This is a genomic window from Agromyces aureus (assembly GCF_001660485.1).
Lineage (GTDB): Bacteria > Actinomycetota > Actinomycetes > Actinomycetales > Microbacteriaceae > Agromyces > Agromyces aureus.
In genome coordinates this window covers 4002049-4016578 of record NZ_CP013979.1, presented here as the reverse complement: position 1 = coordinate 4016578, position 14530 = coordinate 4002049, and the positions used below count along the sequence as shown (strand labels likewise).

The window sequence follows — 14530 nt, the reverse complement described above, 5'->3', positions numbered from 1 at the left end:
GCGCGGCGGGAATGCCTGCCCATGCCGCGCCGAATGAACCGAAGCGGGGCGGATGTCACGACCGGTCGGTCGCGGCATCCGCCCCGCTGTGCTGTGCCCGGGCGGCTTCTCCGTACCCGGCCCGGCCGCCGTCGTCGGCGCAACTCCGGAGCTCGAGGGCGTCACCGGGCGCGGCGCGCGGGACTGACGGCGTGTCGCGCCGCTGATCCGGAGTTGCGCCGACGCGCGTCGCGCAGCTAGGGCCGGGCGCGCCGCTTGCGCACGATGCCCCAGCTGAGCAGCGCGACGCCGACGACCGCGACGATCGGCCCCACGATGGCCCACAGCGTCACGCCGCTCATGGCCGATCCGGGCAGGATGCCGACGCCCTGCAGCGTCCAGATCACGCCAGACAGGGTCAGCAGGCCTCCGACCACGATGAGCACGAAGTTCATGGGATCCGCCCTTCTCCGAGGCTCTCGCCTCTACATGTTGATCATGTGGCCCGTGAGGCCGTGGAACGCCTCCTGCAGCGCCTCCGAGAGCGTCGGGTGCGTGTGCACGTTGCGGGCGAGCTCATGCGCGCCGAGGTCCCACTTCTGGGCGAGCGTGAGCTCGGGCAGCAGCTCCGAGACATCCGGACCGACCATGTGGCCGCCGAGGAGCTCGAGGTACTTCGCGTCGGCGACGAGCTTGACGAACCCCACGGGCTCGCCGAGGCCGTTGGCCTTGCCGTTCGCGCTGAACGGGAACTTCGACACGACCACGTCGTAGCCCTCGTCGCGCGCCTGCTGCTCGGTGAGGCCGAAGCTCGCGACCTGCGGCGAGCAGAACGTGGCACGCGGCATCATGCGGTAATCGCCGAGTTCCATGGTCTCGGCGTCGCCGATGGTCTCGGCGGCCACGACGCCCTGCGCCTCGGCCACGTGCGCCAGCATGAGCTTCGCGGTCACGTCGCCGATGGCGTAGATGTGCGGCACGTTCGTGCGCATGCGCTCGTCGATCGCGATGGCCCCGCGCTCGGTGAGCGTCACGCCCGTGTTCTCGAGCCCGAAGTTCTCGACGTTCGGCGCGAAGCCCACCGAGATGAGCGCGCGGTCGACCTCGAGCGAGCCCGGCTGGCCGTCAGCCGCGGTGTACGAGACGGTGACGGATGCCCCGTTGTCGACGACCGACTCGACCTTCGTCGAGGTGAGGATCGGCACGCCGAGGTTGCGGTACTGGCGGGTGATCTCCTTCGAGACCTCGACGTCTTCGTTCGGCAGTGCCCGGTCGAGGAACTCGATGACCGTGACCTCGACGCCGTAGTTGCGCAGCACGTACGCGAACTCCATGCCGATGGCGCCCGCGCCGACGATGGCGATCGAGCGAGGCAGGTCGCGCGTGAGGATCTGCGTCTCGTAGGTGACGACGTTCTGCGACAGCTGCACGCCGGGCAGCAGGCGCACGCGGGAGCCCGTCGCGATGATCGCGTTCGCGAAGGTCAGGGTCTCGACCGTGCCATCGCCCTTCGCGACGTCGAGCGTGTTCGCGTCGCGGAACGTGCCGCGCCCGTCGAACTCGACGATGCCGTTCTTCTTCATGAGGAAGTGCACGCCCTTGACGTGCTTGTCGGAGACCTGGCGGCTGCGGTCGAACGCGACGCCGAAGTCGAAGTGCGCGTCGCCCGAGATGCCGAAGGTCTTCGCCTGGTCATGGAAGATGTGCGCGAGCTCGGCGTTGCGCAGCAGGGCCTTCGAGGGGATGCAGCCGACGTTGAGGCAGACGCCGCCCCAGTACTTCTCCTCGATCACGGCGACCTTGAGGCCGAGCTGTGCGGCGCGGATGGCGGCGACGTAGCCGCCGGGGCCGGCGCCGAGGACGATGACATCGAAGTTCGTGCTCATGCGTCCAGCCTAGGCACTCACGGCCTGCGAGTGGACGGCGTACGGCAACGACGTCGGGCGTCTCCCGCCGTCGGGCCGCCTTCGGGCCGCCGTCGGCGCCGGGGCGTCGGCGCGATGCCGACGCCTTACTCGGTCGGTGCCGCCGGCAGCAGGGCGATGACCTCGGCAGTCGTGCCGGTCTCGCCGAGGCCGGGGAAGACGACGTCGATGCTGTGCCCGTGCGCGGCGAGGTCGTCGTCGGTCATCGCGTCGGTCGCGAACGTCACGTGGTAGCCGTGCTCGTGCGCGGCGCGCGCGGTCGACTCGACGCCCTTCGTGGTGGCGATGCCGGCGAGCACGATCTGCGTGACGCCCGCCCGCTGCAGCTGCTCGTGCAGGTCGGTCTCGTGGAACGCGCCCCAGGTGCGCTTCGTGACGCGGATGCCGGTGCCATCGAGTTCGGGCACGATCTCCATCGCCTCGGGCAGCAGGGCGGCGGCCGGGTCGGCGCCGGTGCCGGACGCGGATGTCGCCGCGGCCGCCGCAGCGGCACGCGCAGCCCCCTGCTCCGTGCGGCCGGGTGCCTGGCCGACGGCGCGCACGAGCGCGACGGGCAGCCCGCGCTCGCGGAACGCGTCGGCGAGCTCGGCGGCCTTCGCCACGGCCGCCGCGGAGCCGTGCTCGTCGTAGCGCGCGACGATGAGGTGCTGCAGGTCGATGACGACGAGGGCGACGGTGGGGTCGATGGTGCTGAGGGTCATGGGATTCCTTCGCGAGTGGCGGGCCGGCTCGGGTCGAGCAGGCGGGGGTTCGGGTCGAGCAGGCCGGGGGTCGAGGCCGGGGGTCGAGCGGGTGAGGTCAGGGGGCGAGCAGGCGGTCGAACAGCCGGGCCGCCTCGGCGAGCGTGCGCTGCTCGGCGGGGGAGAGGCGGTCGCGCATGGCGCTCGCGAACCAGCCGGTCTTGTTGGCACGAGCGCGCCGGATCGCGGACTGCGCCGAGTCGGTGAGGAACACGAGCCTGGCCCGGCCGTCGGTGGGGTCCGGCCTGCGGTCGACGATGCCGGCGTCGGCGAGTTCGCCGACGGTCGCGCTCATCGACTGGGGGCGAACGTTCTCGAGCCTGGCGAGCTCGGCGATCGTGGCTCCGCCGTCGATCTCGCTGAGCATGCGGACGACCGCCGTCTGGCTGGGCGTGAACTCCTGCATGCCGCCTTCGGTGCGCACCTTGCGCGCGAGGCGCGAGATCGTCACGCGCAGGGCGTCGGCGACGGCTTCGAGGTCGAGGTCGGGGTCGACGGCGTCGGGCATGCGCCCACCGTAGCAGTTAGACAGTCAAACTGCACAGTTCAACTGTCTATCTATCGATCGAGTGCGCCGCGCTCCTCGACCGGCGAGGCCCCGAGCAGCGCATCGAGCGACGGGTGCAGGTGCCGCGTCGTGAGCACGGTCGACGCGTGCATGGCGCCCGCCTCGAGGGCGGCCGCGAGCGAGGCCCCCGCCAGGTGCGCGTCGAGCACGCCCGACATGAACGCGTCGCCCGCCCCGTTCGTGTCGACGACCTCGACCGGCACGGCGGCCACCCGATGCTCCGCGAGGGTGGCATCGACGGCCACCGCGCCCCGTGCCCCGAGCGTGCAGACGACGACGGATGCCCCGCCCTGCACGCACCCGCGCATGAACGGCACCGGGTCGTCGCCGATGCGGTCGGCGTTCATGAAGATCCAGTCCGCGGCCTCGATGAAGGGGCGGTGGAACTCCGCGGTGCCGTCGTAGTCGTGGATGTCGGTCCAGATCGGCCGCCCGGTCGCGCGGGCCGTGGCGATGAGCCCGCGCGAACGCTCCGAGAGGTCGAGCACGATCGCCGCGGCATCCGTCATCGCCTGAACGAGGTCGGGCGACGCGGGCGTGCCCGGGTCGGCGGGCGTCGAGAGGTAGAGCGACACGCGCTCGCCGGCGGGGGTCATCAGGTTGAGGTGCCGCTCGGTGGCGTCGGCGGGCAGGTCGTCGACCTCGATTCCGGATGCCGCGAGCAGCCGCCGCACGCGCTCGCCGTCGGCATCCGCGCCGATGAGGGTGTGCAGGCGCACCGCGTGTCCGAGCCCGACGAGTCCGAGCGCCTTGCCCGCGGACGTGCCGCCGATCGTCTCGTGCTCGCCGAGCGCGAACTGCATGTGCGGCACGGGCTCCGGCAGGCGGTCGAGCAGCACGATGCGGTTCCACGAGGCGGCGCCGGAGATCACGATGGGAGTGGTCATGCGGGCCAGCCTATGGCTCCGGGCGCTGTGGGGTGCAAGCGTTTGCAATGCCGTGCGTGCTGCTGCCGTGAGGGGAGGAAGGGCAGGCGGGCGGGAAGGCGGGCAGGCGGGCGGAGACCAGCGACGGCGAGACCCTGCCGTCATTCGGCGGATTCCGGACATCGAGCCGTCAACGGCTCGGAGCGCATCGCGCACGGGCGTAGCCTCGCAAGGTGAGTTCGAGCCCCACCCCCGCAGCCCGCCCAGCGGCCGCCCCCGTCACCGCACCCGCCGGCCCCGCGGCATCCGCCCCTCGTCAGGGTCGGAGCGTATCGACGCTGCTGCAGTTCATCGCGATGGGCCTCGTGTGGGGATCGAGCTTCCTCTTCATGAAGGTCGCGCTCGAGGGCGTCTCGTTCGGGCAGGTCGCGTGGTCGCGCACGGTGCTCGGCGGCCTCGCGCTCGGCATCATCGTGCTGATCATGCGGCCCCGCGTCGCGAGACCCGACGGCACGCCGGGGCCGCTGCTGCCGCGCGAGGGCATCGTCTGGGTGCACTTCCTCGTGGTGTCGCTCACGACGTGCGTGATCCCGTACCTGTGCTTCGCGTGGGCCGAGCAGTACGTCTCGTCGAGTCTCGCGTCGATCTACAACGCGACGACGCCGATCATGACGGCCCTCATGGCCACGCTCGTGTTCCGGGTCGAGAAGCTCGGGCTCGGCAAGTGGGCGGGCGTCGCGGTCGGCATCCTCGGCGTCATCGTGGTGATCGGCCCATGGCAGTACTCGGCGCTCACCGGGTCGCTCGCCGGGCAGCTCGCCTGTCTCGTGGCCACCCTCTGCTACGGCTTCACGTTCGGGTACCAGCGCAAGTTCCTCAGCCAGCGTCCGATCGCGCCCGCGACGTTCGCGTTCCTCTCGATCGGCGTGTCGGCGCTCGTGATGCTCGCGCTCACGCCGTGGCTCGCGCTCGAACCGGTCGACCTCGACTGGACCGTCGTCGCCTCGCTGCTCGCGCTCGGCATCCTCGGCACGGGCCTCGCGTACATCTGGAACATCAACGTGTTGCGCGCCTGGGGTCCGACGGCCACCTCCACGGTCACCTACGTGACGCCGCTCGTGGGTGTCGCGCTCGGCTTCATCCTGCTCGGGGAGCGCTTCTCCTGGCACGAGCCGATCGGGGCGCTGCTCGTGCTGCTCGGCATCCTGCTGGCGCAGGGCCGGCTCCGGATGCCGCGGCGGCGCACCGGAGCCTGACGCCAGTCGTTCGGCGCGACCCGTTCGGCGCGGGCGGTTTCAGCCCTCGAGCGGCACGACGTCGATCTCGAGGAAGTCGGCCACCTCGGGAACCCAGCGGCCCTGCACGAACTCGACATGGTCGGGATGCGTGTTGTACGCGTCGTACGCGGCCTGGTCGGCGAACTCCATCGAGACGAAGTACGTGAAGTCGTTCTTGGGACTCACCTGCCGCAGCAGTTCGAAGCGCTCCACGCCCGGGATGCTCCCGAGCGCGGCGTTCGCGGCGAGGAAGTCGCGCTCCTCGTCGGAACCGGCGGGGTGGTGCAGGCGGAAGGCGACCGTGTGGCGGATCATCGCCTCAGCCTACGGCCGGACGTCCTCGGATGGGTCGGTGTCCGACCGCGTCGGGCTCGCGAGTTGGCGTCGACGTCGAGGGATCATGGTGGGCCTGGCCTCGCCCGCGGCCGGGTGGCCGGCGGCGTGCGCCGTGTACCAGCGGTGGTACACGCCGACGAGCGGCACGGATGTCAGGCCGTGCAGCAGCACGCTGAGCGCGACGGTGGCCACCACGGTGGAGAGCACGACCTCGCCCTCTGGGACGCCCTCCTCGACCGCGAGCAGGACGAAGACGAGCGAGGCGAGTCCGCGTGGCCCGAACCAGCCGATGAACGCGATGGTCTGGAGCCGCGCTCCGCGTCCGGCGAGGGCGATCGCCACGGGGACCATGCGAACGATCGTGAGGCTGAGCGCGGCGTAGAGCACGACCTGCCAGGTGATGTGGGGGATCGCGCGCGTCAGGGCCAGGGCTCCGAAGCCGATCCAGGTGATGGCGGCGAACACCTCGCCCGCCTGCTCGGCGAAGATGCTCACGGTCGACCTGGCCGGGCCGGCGAGGCGTCCGAACACGACGCCGCCGACGAACGCCGCGATGAACCCGCTGCCGCCGAGGCCGTCCGCGATCACGAAGGACAGCAGCGCTGCTGCGAAGGGCAGGATCTGGCGCCACTCCCGACCGACCCACTGGCGCCGTTCGCCCATCCGGAACAGCAGCCCGCCGAGGATCCCGGCACTCGCGCCGCCGACGAGGCCCCAGCCGATCTGCTCGGCCATGCTGGCCACGACCGCGCTGGTGATGCCCGTCTCGAGTTCGGCGTTGGCGATCGACAGCGCGACCAGGAAGAACGGCACGGCCAGGCCGTCGTTGAGGCCGCTCTCGACGTCGAGGGCCTGCCGGACTCGGCCGGGAACCTTCTCGTCGGAGACGACCTTCTGGCCGAGCGCGGCATCCGTGGACGCGAGCATCGTCGCCAGCAGCACGACCGACGCGATGGCCATGTCGGGGAACACGAGCACGCCGACTCCGATGCCGAGGAGCATGGTCAGCGGGAGGCCGATCAGCAGGAGCCGGCCCGGCCACGACATGTGGTGGCGCAGGGCTGGAAGGTCCAGGCGGGTGGCGTCGCTGAACAGGAGCAGCGCGAGGGCGATCTCGGCCACGCGTTCCGCGACGATGGTCTCCATCGAGATGTCGAGCGCGTCGGGCAGGACGAGGCTGACGGCCAAGCCCGCTGCCGCGAGGAACAGCGCCGACGTGATCCCGCGCCGATCGAGCGGTCGGGAGAAGGTGCTCCACACGATGATGAGCACGAGGGCCGTCGCTGCCGCTGCCGCCATGCGGACCCCCCTCTCAGCCGCCGTGCGCCGTCGAGTGCTCGATGCCCTCAAACCTAGGGCCGCGATGCGCATGGCGACAGCCCCGGTGCCGGGATTGCGGTGCGCGGATCTGCGCGAGGTCTTGACAGACGCGCCGGCACATGGTTGGTTAGTCAGTGAAGCAACTAACCAACGAACCAGCAGGGGCGAGGCGGCATGGACGAATCGCGACCGATCTTCATCCAGATCACCGAACAGGTCGAGAACGACATCATCGAGGGCACGCTCGCCGAGGGCGCGCAGATCCCGTCGATCAACGAGTTCGCGACCTTCCACCGCATCAACCCGGCCACCGCCCTGCGGGGCGTCAACCGGCTCGTCGACGACGGGATCGTCGAGAAACGAAGGGGCATCGGCATGTTCGTCACCACCGGCGCGAGGGCGCGCCTCGTCGAGCGGCGGCGAGACGAGTTCGCCGCCGCCTACATCAGACCGCTCATCGTCGAAGCCGAGAAGCTCGGGCTCGACATCGACCAGCTCGCTGCGCTCATCCGCGCTGAAAGGATCGAATCATGACCACCGTCGTTCGTGCGCAGGGGCTCACCAAGCGCTACGGCTCGTTCACCGCGGTCGACGCCGTCGACTTCACGCTCGAGGAGAACCGCATCTACGGCCTGCTCGGCCGCAACGGCGCCGGCAAGACCACCATCATGCAGCTGCTCACCGGCCAGCTCTTCGCGAACTCGGGCGAGCTCGAGGTCTTCGGTCGCGCACCGGCCGAGCATGCCGACGTGCTGCGCCGCCTCTGCTTCATCGCCGAGTCGCAGCGCTACCCCGAGGACTTCACGCCGGCGCACGTGTTCAAGGCCGCCCCCTGGTTCTTCGAGAACTGGGATGCCGCGTTCGCGGAGCGTCTCGTCGCCGACTTCCGGCTGCCGCTCAAGCGCCGCATCAAGAAGCTCTCGCGCGGCCAGCTGAGCGCCGTCGGCGTGATCGTCGGCCTCGCGAGCCGTGCCCCGCTGACGTTCTTCGACGAGCCGTACCTCGGCCTCGACGCGGTCGCCCGGCACATCTTCTACGACCGCCTCCTCGAGGACTACGCGGAGCACCCCCGCACGATCGTGCTCTCGACGCACCTGATCGACGAGGTCGCGAACCTCCTCGAGCACGTGATCCTCATCGACCAGGGCCGCATCCTGCTCGACCGTGACGCCGAGGAGGTGCGCGGCTCGGCGACCACGATCGCCGGCGCCCGCGCCGCGGTCGACGCGTTCACCGCCGACCGCCCGGTGATCGGCCGCGAGGGCATCGGCGGTCTCGCGTCCGTCACGATCGACGGCCGGCTCGACCAGGCCGAGCGCATCAGGGCCGCCGAGCTCGGACTCGAGCTCGCGCCGGTGTCGCTCCAGCAGCTCATCGTGCACCTCACCGGCACCGACCTCGCCGGCTCGACCGAACAGGAGAAGGCAGCATGACCACCGCAACCGCGACTCCGCTCGTGCGCACCGAGGGGCGATCGCGCCTCAACGAGATCTGGCGCATCGTGCGCCTCCAGACCGTCAACCCGTCGATCTTCTTCGGCATCCCGTGGATGATCCTGGGCGGCGCCTGGGCGATCACGGTCGTGCTCGCGCTCATCATCACGAGCTCGGGCGCCCCGGCCGACAAGGTGCTCGAGGGCTTCCGCTACAGCTGGGCCGTGCTCTCGCCGCAGTGGTACCTCGTGGCCGTCGGCGTGCAGGCGATCGCGTTCACGTTCTCATTCGCGCTCGGGTTCGGCGCCACGCGTCGCGACTATTGGCTCGGCACGAGCGTGACGTTCGTGCTCGTCGCCATCGAGATGGCGGCGGCCATCGCGACCCTCGTGCAGCTCGAGAAGCTGACCAACGGGTGGTGGGTCGGTGCCGGCATGTTCGACGCACTCTGGTACGGGCAGAGCACCTGGTTGGCCGACTTCTACACGTCGTTCGCCCTGCAGCTGTTCGTACTCTTCGTCGGCGCCGGCGCCACGACGATCTACATGCGGTGGCGCATGAAGGGCATGCTGTCGCTCACCGCGGTCGTGGTCGTGGTCGTGCTCGGCGGCATCGCCATCATCACCGCCACGAACCAGTGGATCGCGGTGTGGACGTGGTTCGCCTCCATCGGCACCATCGGGGTCTTCACGATCGTGCTCGGGCTCGCGGTGGTCTGCGCAATCGGCGGCTACCTCGTGATCCGGCGGGCGACGCCCCGTTGAGCACGGCCCCGTCCTGACGGGGAGCAGAGGCCGCGGCGCGGCATCCGGTGGGGGTCGGATGCCGCGCCGCACTGTCGCGCGTTCATGGCCGGCGCCGGCGTCCCGTGCGTAGGTGGAATTGCGGATGCCGCGCCCACCGCCCCTGCGTATCGTCCGGATGTGCCGGGCGGGCGACCAGCCGTGCCCGCGCTGAGGCGGCGCCGCGCGCCGCGGAGAGGATGAGCGATGCGCACCACTTCTCGACGGCGGAGGCCGACGGCCCTCGTCGTGCTGGCCGCGGCGACCGCGGCCGCGATGATCGGGGTCGCCGCCCCGGCGTTCGCGCACGGATGGATCGGCGGCTCGGGTTCGGAGCTGACCGCCAGGCAGGTGATGCCCGGCAACACCGGGTTGGGCGCGGTGGCGTACGAGCCGCAGAGCCTCGAGGCGCCGGGCGGGTTCCCCGAGACGGGCCCGGCTGACGGGAAGATCGCGTCGGCGGGCATCGCCCAGTTCTCCGAGCTCGACGCGCAGACCTCGACCAGGTGGGCGAAGAACGAGATCACGCCGGGACCGCACAAGTTCGGGTGGACCTACACCGCGCCGCACAACACCGACCAGTGGCGGTACTACATCACGAAGAACGGGTGGAACCCGAACGAGCCGTTGAAGCGGTCGTCGTTCGAGCTGCTGCAGGTCGTGGCGCACGACCACACGGCGGCGAACACGAAGCCGGTGCACACCATCACGATCCCGAGCGACCACTCGGGCTACCACGTGATCCTCGCCGTCTGGGAGGTCTGGGACACGACGAACGCCTTCTACAACGTGGTCGACGTGAACATCTCGGGCTCGCCGACGACGCCGACCGTTCCGCCCACGACACCGCCCACGACGCCCCCGACCGCGCCTCCGACGACGCCCCCGGTGTCGACCACGCCCACCGTGCCGACCGGCGTGCACAGCATGGGCACGACCTCCTCGAGCGTCGACCTCATGTGGACCGCCTCGACCGATGACCGCGGCGTCACCGGCTACCGGGTCGAACGGGCGACGGCGACGGGCGCCTTCGCGCTGGTCGGTCAGCCCACCGGCACGAGCTGGCTCGACACCGGACTCGCGGCATCGACGACGTACCGGTACCGGGTCGCAGCGGTCGACGCCGACGGCAACCGCTCGGCGGTCAGCACGGTGTTCCAGGTGACGACCGCCGCCGCGACCGGCACTGCACCCGCCTGGAACCCCTCGGGCGCGTACACGAAGGGCGACCGCGTGACGTCCGGCGGCGTCGTCTACCAGGCCGTGCAGACGCACCAGGGCGTCGGCGATCCGGGCTGGATCACCGCGCGCTCGCTCTGGACGCCCGTGGGCTGACGCGGCGGCTGCCGACCCGCATTCGGCACGGCGCGGCATCCGATCCGGTGACGATCGGATGCCGCGTCGCTCGCGTTCGCCGCTCGCTCCGGACGCCCTCGCGAGGCTCGCCGTACATCTGCAGGCGGATGCCGCGGCCCCACGGATACGCCTCCAGCCCGACGCGCGGCGCGTGCCGCCCGATCAGGCTGGAGGCATGAGTTCGTTCGTGATCGAGGCTGCAGGCCTCACCAAGTCCTTCGGCACCGCGCACGCGCTGGCGGGCGTGGACCTCCAGGTGCGCACCGGGGAATCGCTCGCCATCATGGGTGCGTCGGGGTCGGGCAAGACGACCCTGCTGCACTGCCTGGCGGGCATCACCCGCCCCGACTCCGGCTCGGTCGGCTTCCGTGCCGGCACGGGGCTGGTGGCGGTCACCGAGCTCGGCGAGCGCGAACGTTCGCGGCTGCGCAGGGAGGCGTTCGGGTTCGTCTTCCAGCAGGGGCTCCTGATCCCCGAGCTGACCGCGGTCGAGAACGTCGCGCTCGCGCTCATGCTGAACGGGATGCCGCGGGCGACCGCCGAGCAGCACGCGCGCGGCTGGCTGGCCGCCCTCGGTCTCGCGGGGCTCGAGGAGCGTCGTATCGGTCAGCTCTCGGGCGGGCAGGCGCAGCGCGTGGCCATCGCCCGGGCGCAGGTCACGGGCGCGACCGTGGTCTTCGCCGACGAGCCGACCGGCGCCCTCGACTCGCAGACGAGCGCCGACGTCATGGGCGCCCTGCTGCACTCGACCACCGGACAGGGCCGCACGCTGATCGTCGTCACGCACGATGCCGACGTCGCCGCGCAGTGCTCGAGCGTCGTCGAGATGCGCGACGGGCGCATCGTGGGGGAGCGGCCCGGCGCCCGCATCGTGCACCCTGCCGCCGCGGCCCGCGCAGGGGCGCAGGCCGCTGACGTCGGGTCCGGGGAGTCGGTCGACGGGCCCGCATCCGCACCGGCGTCCACGCCCGCACCCGAGGCCCGCGCATGATCGCGCGGGTCGCGTGGCTGCTCGCACGACCGGGATCCGCGGGCGCCGCGGCATCCGTGCTCCCCGTGGTCGCCTTCGGCGTGGTCACCGCGCTGCTGCTCACGGTCGCCGGCGGCGCGCAGACGTTCTTCACGTGGACCGACGACACGTCGATGCTGTACCAGTCGCTCGCGGTGATCGCGCTCGTGCTGCTCGTGGTGCCGCTCGTCTCGCTCGGCGGCGCCGCGGCCAGGCTCTCGGCGAGGCGCCGCGACGACCGGCTGGCGACGCTGCGGCTGCTCGGCGCGACCCCCGGCGTCGTGCGTGCGCTCGCGGTCATCGAGGCGGCCGCGTTCGCGCTCGCCGGCGCGGTGCTCGGGGTGCTCGCGTACCTCGCGGCGGTGCCGCTGATCGGGCTCATCCCGTTCCGCGGCGAACCGCTCGGCGCCGCGGGCGTGCTGCTGCCCTGGTGGGTGCTCGTCGCGGCCCCGATCGCGGTGGCGGCGCTCGCCGCGGCGAGCGCGGTGCTCGGCCTCCGGCAGGTCGTGATCTCGCCGCTCGGCGTGCGCACCCGGCAGGAGGCCCCGCGCCTGCACTGGATCCGGGTGGTCGTCGGGGTCGGCGTCGTCGCGCTGGGCTACGCGCTCATGAGCGCGATCGGGGTCGCGCAGGTCGCGCTGGTGCTCATCACGATGATCGCCGTCGCCTTCGGCGGCTCGCTCGCGGTGCTGAACCTCATCGGGCCGTGGGTGATCCGCCTCGTTGCGAGCGGCCAGGCGCGGCGGGCGAAGACCCCGGTGCGGCTCCTCGCCGCGCGCTCGGTGCTCGAATCACCGAAGGCCGCCTGGCGTCAGGTCGGCGGCGTCGCGATGACGAGCTTCATGGCCGTGTTCGCGGGCGTCGGCGTCGGCCTGCTGGGTGCGGCCGCCGCCGACGGGGCGAACGGCGAGCCGGATTCCGCGATGCTGCTCGCCGACGTGCGCACCGGCATCCTGATCACCGTGATCGGCTCGTTCCTGATGGTCGCCTGCTCGGTGGGCGTCGGACAGGCCGCCGCGATCCTCGACCGCGCAGACCTCTACCGCAGTCTCGACATGCTCGGCATGCCCGTCGACACGATGGAGGCCGCGAGGCGCCGCAGTGTCATGTCGCCGCTCCGCATCACGTCGGTCGGATCGGCCGTCGTCGCGGCGATCGTGATGCTGCCGCTCACGGGCGTCGCGCTCATCATCGCGCCGCTCTCGCTCGCCGTCATCGCCGCCGTGCTCGCCGCGGGCATCGGCATCGTCTGGCTCGGGCTCGTGGTGACCCGACCCGTGCTCGACCGGGCGGCCGCCGGGTAGGGTCGAAGCATGACTGAGGGCCCTACCGACGAACGTGATGCCGCGATGAGCGAGCTGCTCGGCATCCGCTCGAGCATCGACAACATCGACGCCGCCCTCATCCACCTGCTCGCAGAGCGGTTCAAGTTCACGCAGAAGGTCGGGCGGCTCAAGGCCGAGCACGGCCTGCCGCCGAGCGATCCCGGCCGCGAGCAGCGCCAGATCGCACGCCTGCGCGACCTCGCGGTCGATGCGCACCTCGACCCCGCGTTCGCCGAGAAGTGGTTCAACTTCGTCGTCGCCGAGGTGATCCAGCACCACGAGGAGATCGCCGGCGGGACGCGTCCCGAATGAGCTGGTACCCGCTTGCGCTCCCGCAGCAGGCGGGGCGCCGCTACGTCGTCACCGGTGCGAACCGCGGACTCGGGTTCTTCACCGCTGCACGGCTCGCGGCCGCGGGCGCGCACGTCGTGCTCGCCGGGCGCAGCGCCGAACGGCTCGACGCCGCGCGTGCGGCGATCCGCGAGGCCAGGCCCGCGGCATCCGTCGAGGCCATCGTGCTCGACACGTCGTCGCAGGCGTCGGTGCTGCGCGCGACCGATGCCCTGCTGGGGGTGGAGCCGTTCGACGGCATCGTCGCCAACGCCGGCATGGTGCACACGCCTCGCACGCGCGAGCTCTCGGTCGACGGCGACGAGCTCGTGCTGGCGACCAACGTGCTCGGCCACTTCACGCTGCTCTCCCGGCTCGTGCCGCACCTCGCGCTCGGTGCGCGCGTCGTGCTGCTCGGCTCGCTGTCGACCCGGCTCTCGACGTTCCGCCTGAGCGACCTGCAGCTCGAGCACGGCTACCACCCCTGGCGTGCGTACGCCCAGTCGAAGATCGCGTCGCAGATGCTCGGCTTCGAGCTCGACCGGCGCCTCCGCGCCTCAGGCGTCGCCGTCTCGAGCGTGGTGGCGCACCCCGGGTACTCGATCAGCGGACGAACCCCCACCGTGCCCGGCGTCAACGAGCCGAGCCGTCGTGACCGCTTCGTCGACGCACTGCAGGCGGCGTGGACGCAGGGCAAGCACCGCGGCGCCGAGGTTCCCCTGCACGCCCTCACGGCACCGGATGTCACGGGCGGTCAGTTCTGGGGGCCCGAGCACGTGACGCGTGGCGAGCCCGCGCTGCAGCGGCCGACGCGCGTCTCGAACGACCCAGCGCTCGGCGCCCGGTTCTGGACCTTCGCCGAAGAGACCACGGGTCGCGAGTTCACGGTCGGCGCATGAGCGAGGTCGAGCGGCGGCGCGAGCCCGGGTCGCGGCGCGAGCCGCAACCCGAGCCGACCGGCCTGTTCGCGCGCACCTTCGCCCGCCCCGGCGTGCGCCGCGTACTCTCGCGCATCGTCGTCGTGCTCGGCGCACTGCTGATGCTCGGTGGACTGCTCACGGCGCGCTACGGCTACCTCGTGGTCGGCGTCATCGTGCTCGGGCTCGGCGCCGCGCTCGGCCCCGGCCGCATCCGCCGCTGACCGGGGCGCGCCCGAACCTCAGCGGCCGCAGCTCATTCACCTGCCGGTAACCAAGCCGACCGATGCCGTTGGCGGCGGCTGCCTACGGTGGGAATCCGGAACGCACAGCACGCGCTCGCACCGGGCGCTCGGCCCAGGAGAGC

General features: G+C 71.6%; 18 protein-coding genes. 11 read left to right on the top strand and 7 right to left on the bottom strand.

Annotation, left to right across the window (positions count from 1 at the left end; all coding sequences use genetic code 11):
* Nucleotides 1–52 precede the first annotated feature (52 nt).
* Entirely contained in the window at nt 53–187 is a 135-nt protein-coding gene (locus tag ATC03_RS21170) for a hypothetical protein (protein WP_257737029.1), read from the top strand.
* A 49-nt stretch (nt 188–236) separates the two neighbouring features.
* Here the strand turns inward: ATC03_RS21170 and ATC03_RS17960 are convergent, their stop codons facing one another.
* The 5 genes from ATC03_RS17960 to ATC03_RS17940 all read right to left on the bottom strand — a co-directional run bounded on the left by ATC03_RS17960 (nt 237) and on the right by ATC03_RS17940 (nt 4099).
* Nucleotides 237–434 carry a hypothetical protein gene (locus ATC03_RS17960; RefSeq protein ID WP_067880154.1) on the bottom strand — a complete coding sequence of 66 codons (198 nt, stop codon included), beginning with the start codon at nt 432–434 and terminating at the stop codon, nt 237–239.
* A gap of 30 nt (nt 435–464) precedes the next feature.
* Complete coding sequence (gene lpdA, locus ATC03_RS17955; protein WP_067880151.1) at nt 465–1865, bottom strand: dihydrolipoyl dehydrogenase; 1401 nt, start codon at nt 1863–1865, stop codon at nt 465–467.
* Nucleotides 1866–1990: 125 nt separating this feature from the next.
* Nucleotides 1991–2605 carry an isochorismatase family protein gene (locus tag ATC03_RS17950; RefSeq protein ID WP_067880148.1) on the bottom strand — a complete coding sequence of 205 codons (615 nt, stop codon included), beginning with the start codon at nt 2603–2605 and terminating at the stop codon, nt 1991–1993.
* A 97-nt stretch (nt 2606–2702) separates the two neighbouring features.
* Entirely contained in the window at nt 2703–3152 is a 450-nt protein-coding gene (locus tag ATC03_RS17945; protein WP_067880143.1) for a MarR family winged helix-turn-helix transcriptional regulator, read from the bottom strand.
* Nucleotides 3153–3202: 50 nt separating this feature from the next.
* Entirely contained in the window at nt 3203–4099 is an 897-nt protein-coding gene (locus ATC03_RS17940; RefSeq protein ID WP_067880141.1) for a carbohydrate kinase family protein, read from the bottom strand.
* 335 nt (nt 4100–4434) lie between these two features.
* Between ATC03_RS17940 and ATC03_RS17935 the strand changes: the two genes are divergently transcribed.
* The gene (locus tag ATC03_RS17935) at nt 4435–5334 is read left to right on the top strand and encodes a DMT family transporter (RefSeq protein WP_067880138.1); all 900 of its coding nucleotides are present in this window, start codon (nt 4435–4437) and stop codon (nt 5332–5334) included.
* Between the two features lie 39 nt (nt 5335–5373).
* Here the strand turns inward: ATC03_RS17935 and ATC03_RS17930 are convergent, their stop codons facing one another.
* Both ATC03_RS17930 and ATC03_RS17925 read right to left on the bottom strand, forming a co-directional pair.
* Nucleotides 5374–5670 carry a Dabb family protein gene (locus ATC03_RS17930; protein WP_067880135.1) on the bottom strand — a complete coding sequence of 99 codons (297 nt, stop codon included), beginning with the start codon at nt 5668–5670 and terminating at the stop codon, nt 5374–5376.
* Between the two features lie 9 nt (nt 5671–5679).
* A complete protein-coding gene (locus ATC03_RS17925) occupies nt 5680–6990 on the bottom strand; it encodes a cation:proton antiporter (protein WP_067880132.1) in 1311 nt (436 codons plus the stop codon).
* 195 nt (nt 6991–7185) lie between these two features.
* On the opposite strand from ATC03_RS17925, the gene ATC03_RS17920 reads away from it, so the two are divergent.
* From ATC03_RS17920 to ATC03_RS17880, 9 genes are all read left to right on the top strand, one after another.
* Entirely contained in the window at nt 7186–7545 is a 360-nt protein-coding gene (locus tag ATC03_RS17920; protein ID WP_067880129.1) for a GntR family transcriptional regulator, read from the top strand.
* Nucleotides 7542–8444 (top strand): ABC transporter ATP-binding protein, encoded by a 903-nt coding sequence (locus ATC03_RS17915; RefSeq protein WP_067880126.1) that lies wholly within the window; start codon nt 7542–7544, stop codon nt 8442–8444. Before ATC03_RS17920 ends, ATC03_RS17915 begins: the two co-directional genes overlap by 4 nt.
* On the top strand, nt 8441–9208 hold the full coding sequence (locus ATC03_RS17910) for a hypothetical protein (protein ID WP_067880123.1): 768 nt from the start codon (nt 8441–8443) through the stop codon (nt 9206–9208). The genes ATC03_RS17915 and ATC03_RS17910 overlap by 4 nt, the downstream gene beginning before the upstream one ends.
* A 225-nt stretch (nt 9209–9433) precedes the next feature.
* On the top strand, nt 9434–10561 hold the full coding sequence (locus ATC03_RS17905) for a lytic polysaccharide monooxygenase (protein WP_067880120.1): 1128 nt from the start codon (nt 9434–9436) through the stop codon (nt 10559–10561).
* Nucleotides 10562–10757: 196 nt separating this feature from the next.
* Entirely contained in the window at nt 10758–11573 is an 816-nt protein-coding gene (locus ATC03_RS17900; RefSeq protein WP_084003602.1) for an ABC transporter ATP-binding protein, read from the top strand.
* Nucleotides 11570–12895, top strand: a complete 1326-nt coding sequence (locus ATC03_RS17895) for an FtsX-like permease family protein (protein ID WP_067880117.1) — start codon at nt 11570–11572, stop codon at nt 12893–12895. Before ATC03_RS17900 ends, ATC03_RS17895 begins: the two co-directional genes overlap by 4 nt.
* Before the next feature lie 9 nt (nt 12896–12904).
* Nucleotides 12905–13228: a chorismate mutase gene (locus ATC03_RS17890; protein ID WP_067880114.1), complete on the top strand. Its 324-nt coding sequence runs from the start codon at nt 12905–12907 to the stop codon at nt 13226–13228.
* Complete coding sequence (locus ATC03_RS17885; protein WP_067880111.1) at nt 13225–14145, top strand: SDR family NAD(P)-dependent oxidoreductase; 921 nt, start codon at nt 13225–13227, stop codon at nt 14143–14145. Before ATC03_RS17890 ends, ATC03_RS17885 begins: the two co-directional genes overlap by 4 nt.
* The gene (locus ATC03_RS17880) at nt 14142–14387 is read left to right on the top strand and encodes a hypothetical protein (RefSeq protein ID WP_067880108.1); all 246 of its coding nucleotides are present in this window, start codon (nt 14142–14144) and stop codon (nt 14385–14387) included. The genes ATC03_RS17885 and ATC03_RS17880 overlap by 4 nt, the downstream gene beginning before the upstream one ends.
* Nucleotides 14388–14530: the final 143 nt, after the last annotated feature.

Bases quoted from the DNA above. Each gene is read 5' to 3' on its own strand.
- ATC03_RS21170 (WP_257737029.1), top strand. From the start codon at position 53: ATGTCACGACCGGTCGGTCGCGGCATCCGCCCCGCTGTGCTGTGCCCG.
- ATC03_RS17960 (WP_067880154.1), bottom strand. From the start codon at position 434: ATGAACTTCGTGCTCATCGTGGTCGGAGGCCTGCTGACCCTGTCTGGC.
- lpdA (WP_067880151.1), bottom strand. From the start codon at position 1,865: ATGAGCACGAACTTCGATGTCATCGTCCTCGGCGCCGGCCCCGGCGGC.
- ATC03_RS17950 (WP_067880148.1), bottom strand. From the start codon at position 2,605: ATGACCCTCAGCACCATCGACCCCACCGTCGCCCTCGTCGTCATCGAC.
- ATC03_RS17945 (WP_067880143.1), bottom strand. From the start codon at position 3,152: ATGCCCGACGCCGTCGACCCCGACCTCGACCTCGAAGCCGTCGCCGAC.
- ATC03_RS17940 (WP_067880141.1), bottom strand. From the start codon at position 4,099: ATGACCACTCCCATCGTGATCTCCGGCGCCGCCTCGTGGAACCGCATC.
- ATC03_RS17935 (WP_067880138.1), top strand. From the start codon at position 4,435: ATGGGCCTCGTGTGGGGATCGAGCTTCCTCTTCATGAAGGTCGCGCTC.
- ATC03_RS17930 (WP_067880135.1), bottom strand. From the start codon at position 5,670: ATGATCCGCCACACGGTCGCCTTCCGCCTGCACCACCCCGCCGGTTCC.
- ATC03_RS17925 (WP_067880132.1), bottom strand. From the start codon at position 6,990: ATGGCGGCAGCGGCAGCGACGGCCCTCGTGCTCATCATCGTGTGGAGC.
- ATC03_RS17920 (WP_067880129.1), top strand. From the start codon at position 7,186: ATGGACGAATCGCGACCGATCTTCATCCAGATCACCGAACAGGTCGAG.
- ATC03_RS17915 (WP_067880126.1), top strand. From the start codon at position 7,542: ATGACCACCGTCGTTCGTGCGCAGGGGCTCACCAAGCGCTACGGCTCG.
- ATC03_RS17910 (WP_067880123.1), top strand. From the start codon at position 8,441: ATGACCACCGCAACCGCGACTCCGCTCGTGCGCACCGAGGGGCGATCG.
- ATC03_RS17905 (WP_067880120.1), top strand. From the start codon at position 9,434: ATGCGCACCACTTCTCGACGGCGGAGGCCGACGGCCCTCGTCGTGCTG.
- ATC03_RS17900 (WP_084003602.1), top strand. From the start codon at position 10,758: ATGAGTTCGTTCGTGATCGAGGCTGCAGGCCTCACCAAGTCCTTCGGC.
- ATC03_RS17895 (WP_067880117.1), top strand. From the start codon at position 11,570: ATGATCGCGCGGGTCGCGTGGCTGCTCGCACGACCGGGATCCGCGGGC.
- ATC03_RS17890 (WP_067880114.1), top strand. From the start codon at position 12,905: ATGACTGAGGGCCCTACCGACGAACGTGATGCCGCGATGAGCGAGCTG.
- ATC03_RS17885 (WP_067880111.1), top strand. From the start codon at position 13,225: ATGAGCTGGTACCCGCTTGCGCTCCCGCAGCAGGCGGGGCGCCGCTAC.
- ATC03_RS17880 (WP_067880108.1), top strand. From the start codon at position 14,142: ATGAGCGAGGTCGAGCGGCGGCGCGAGCCCGGGTCGCGGCGCGAGCCG.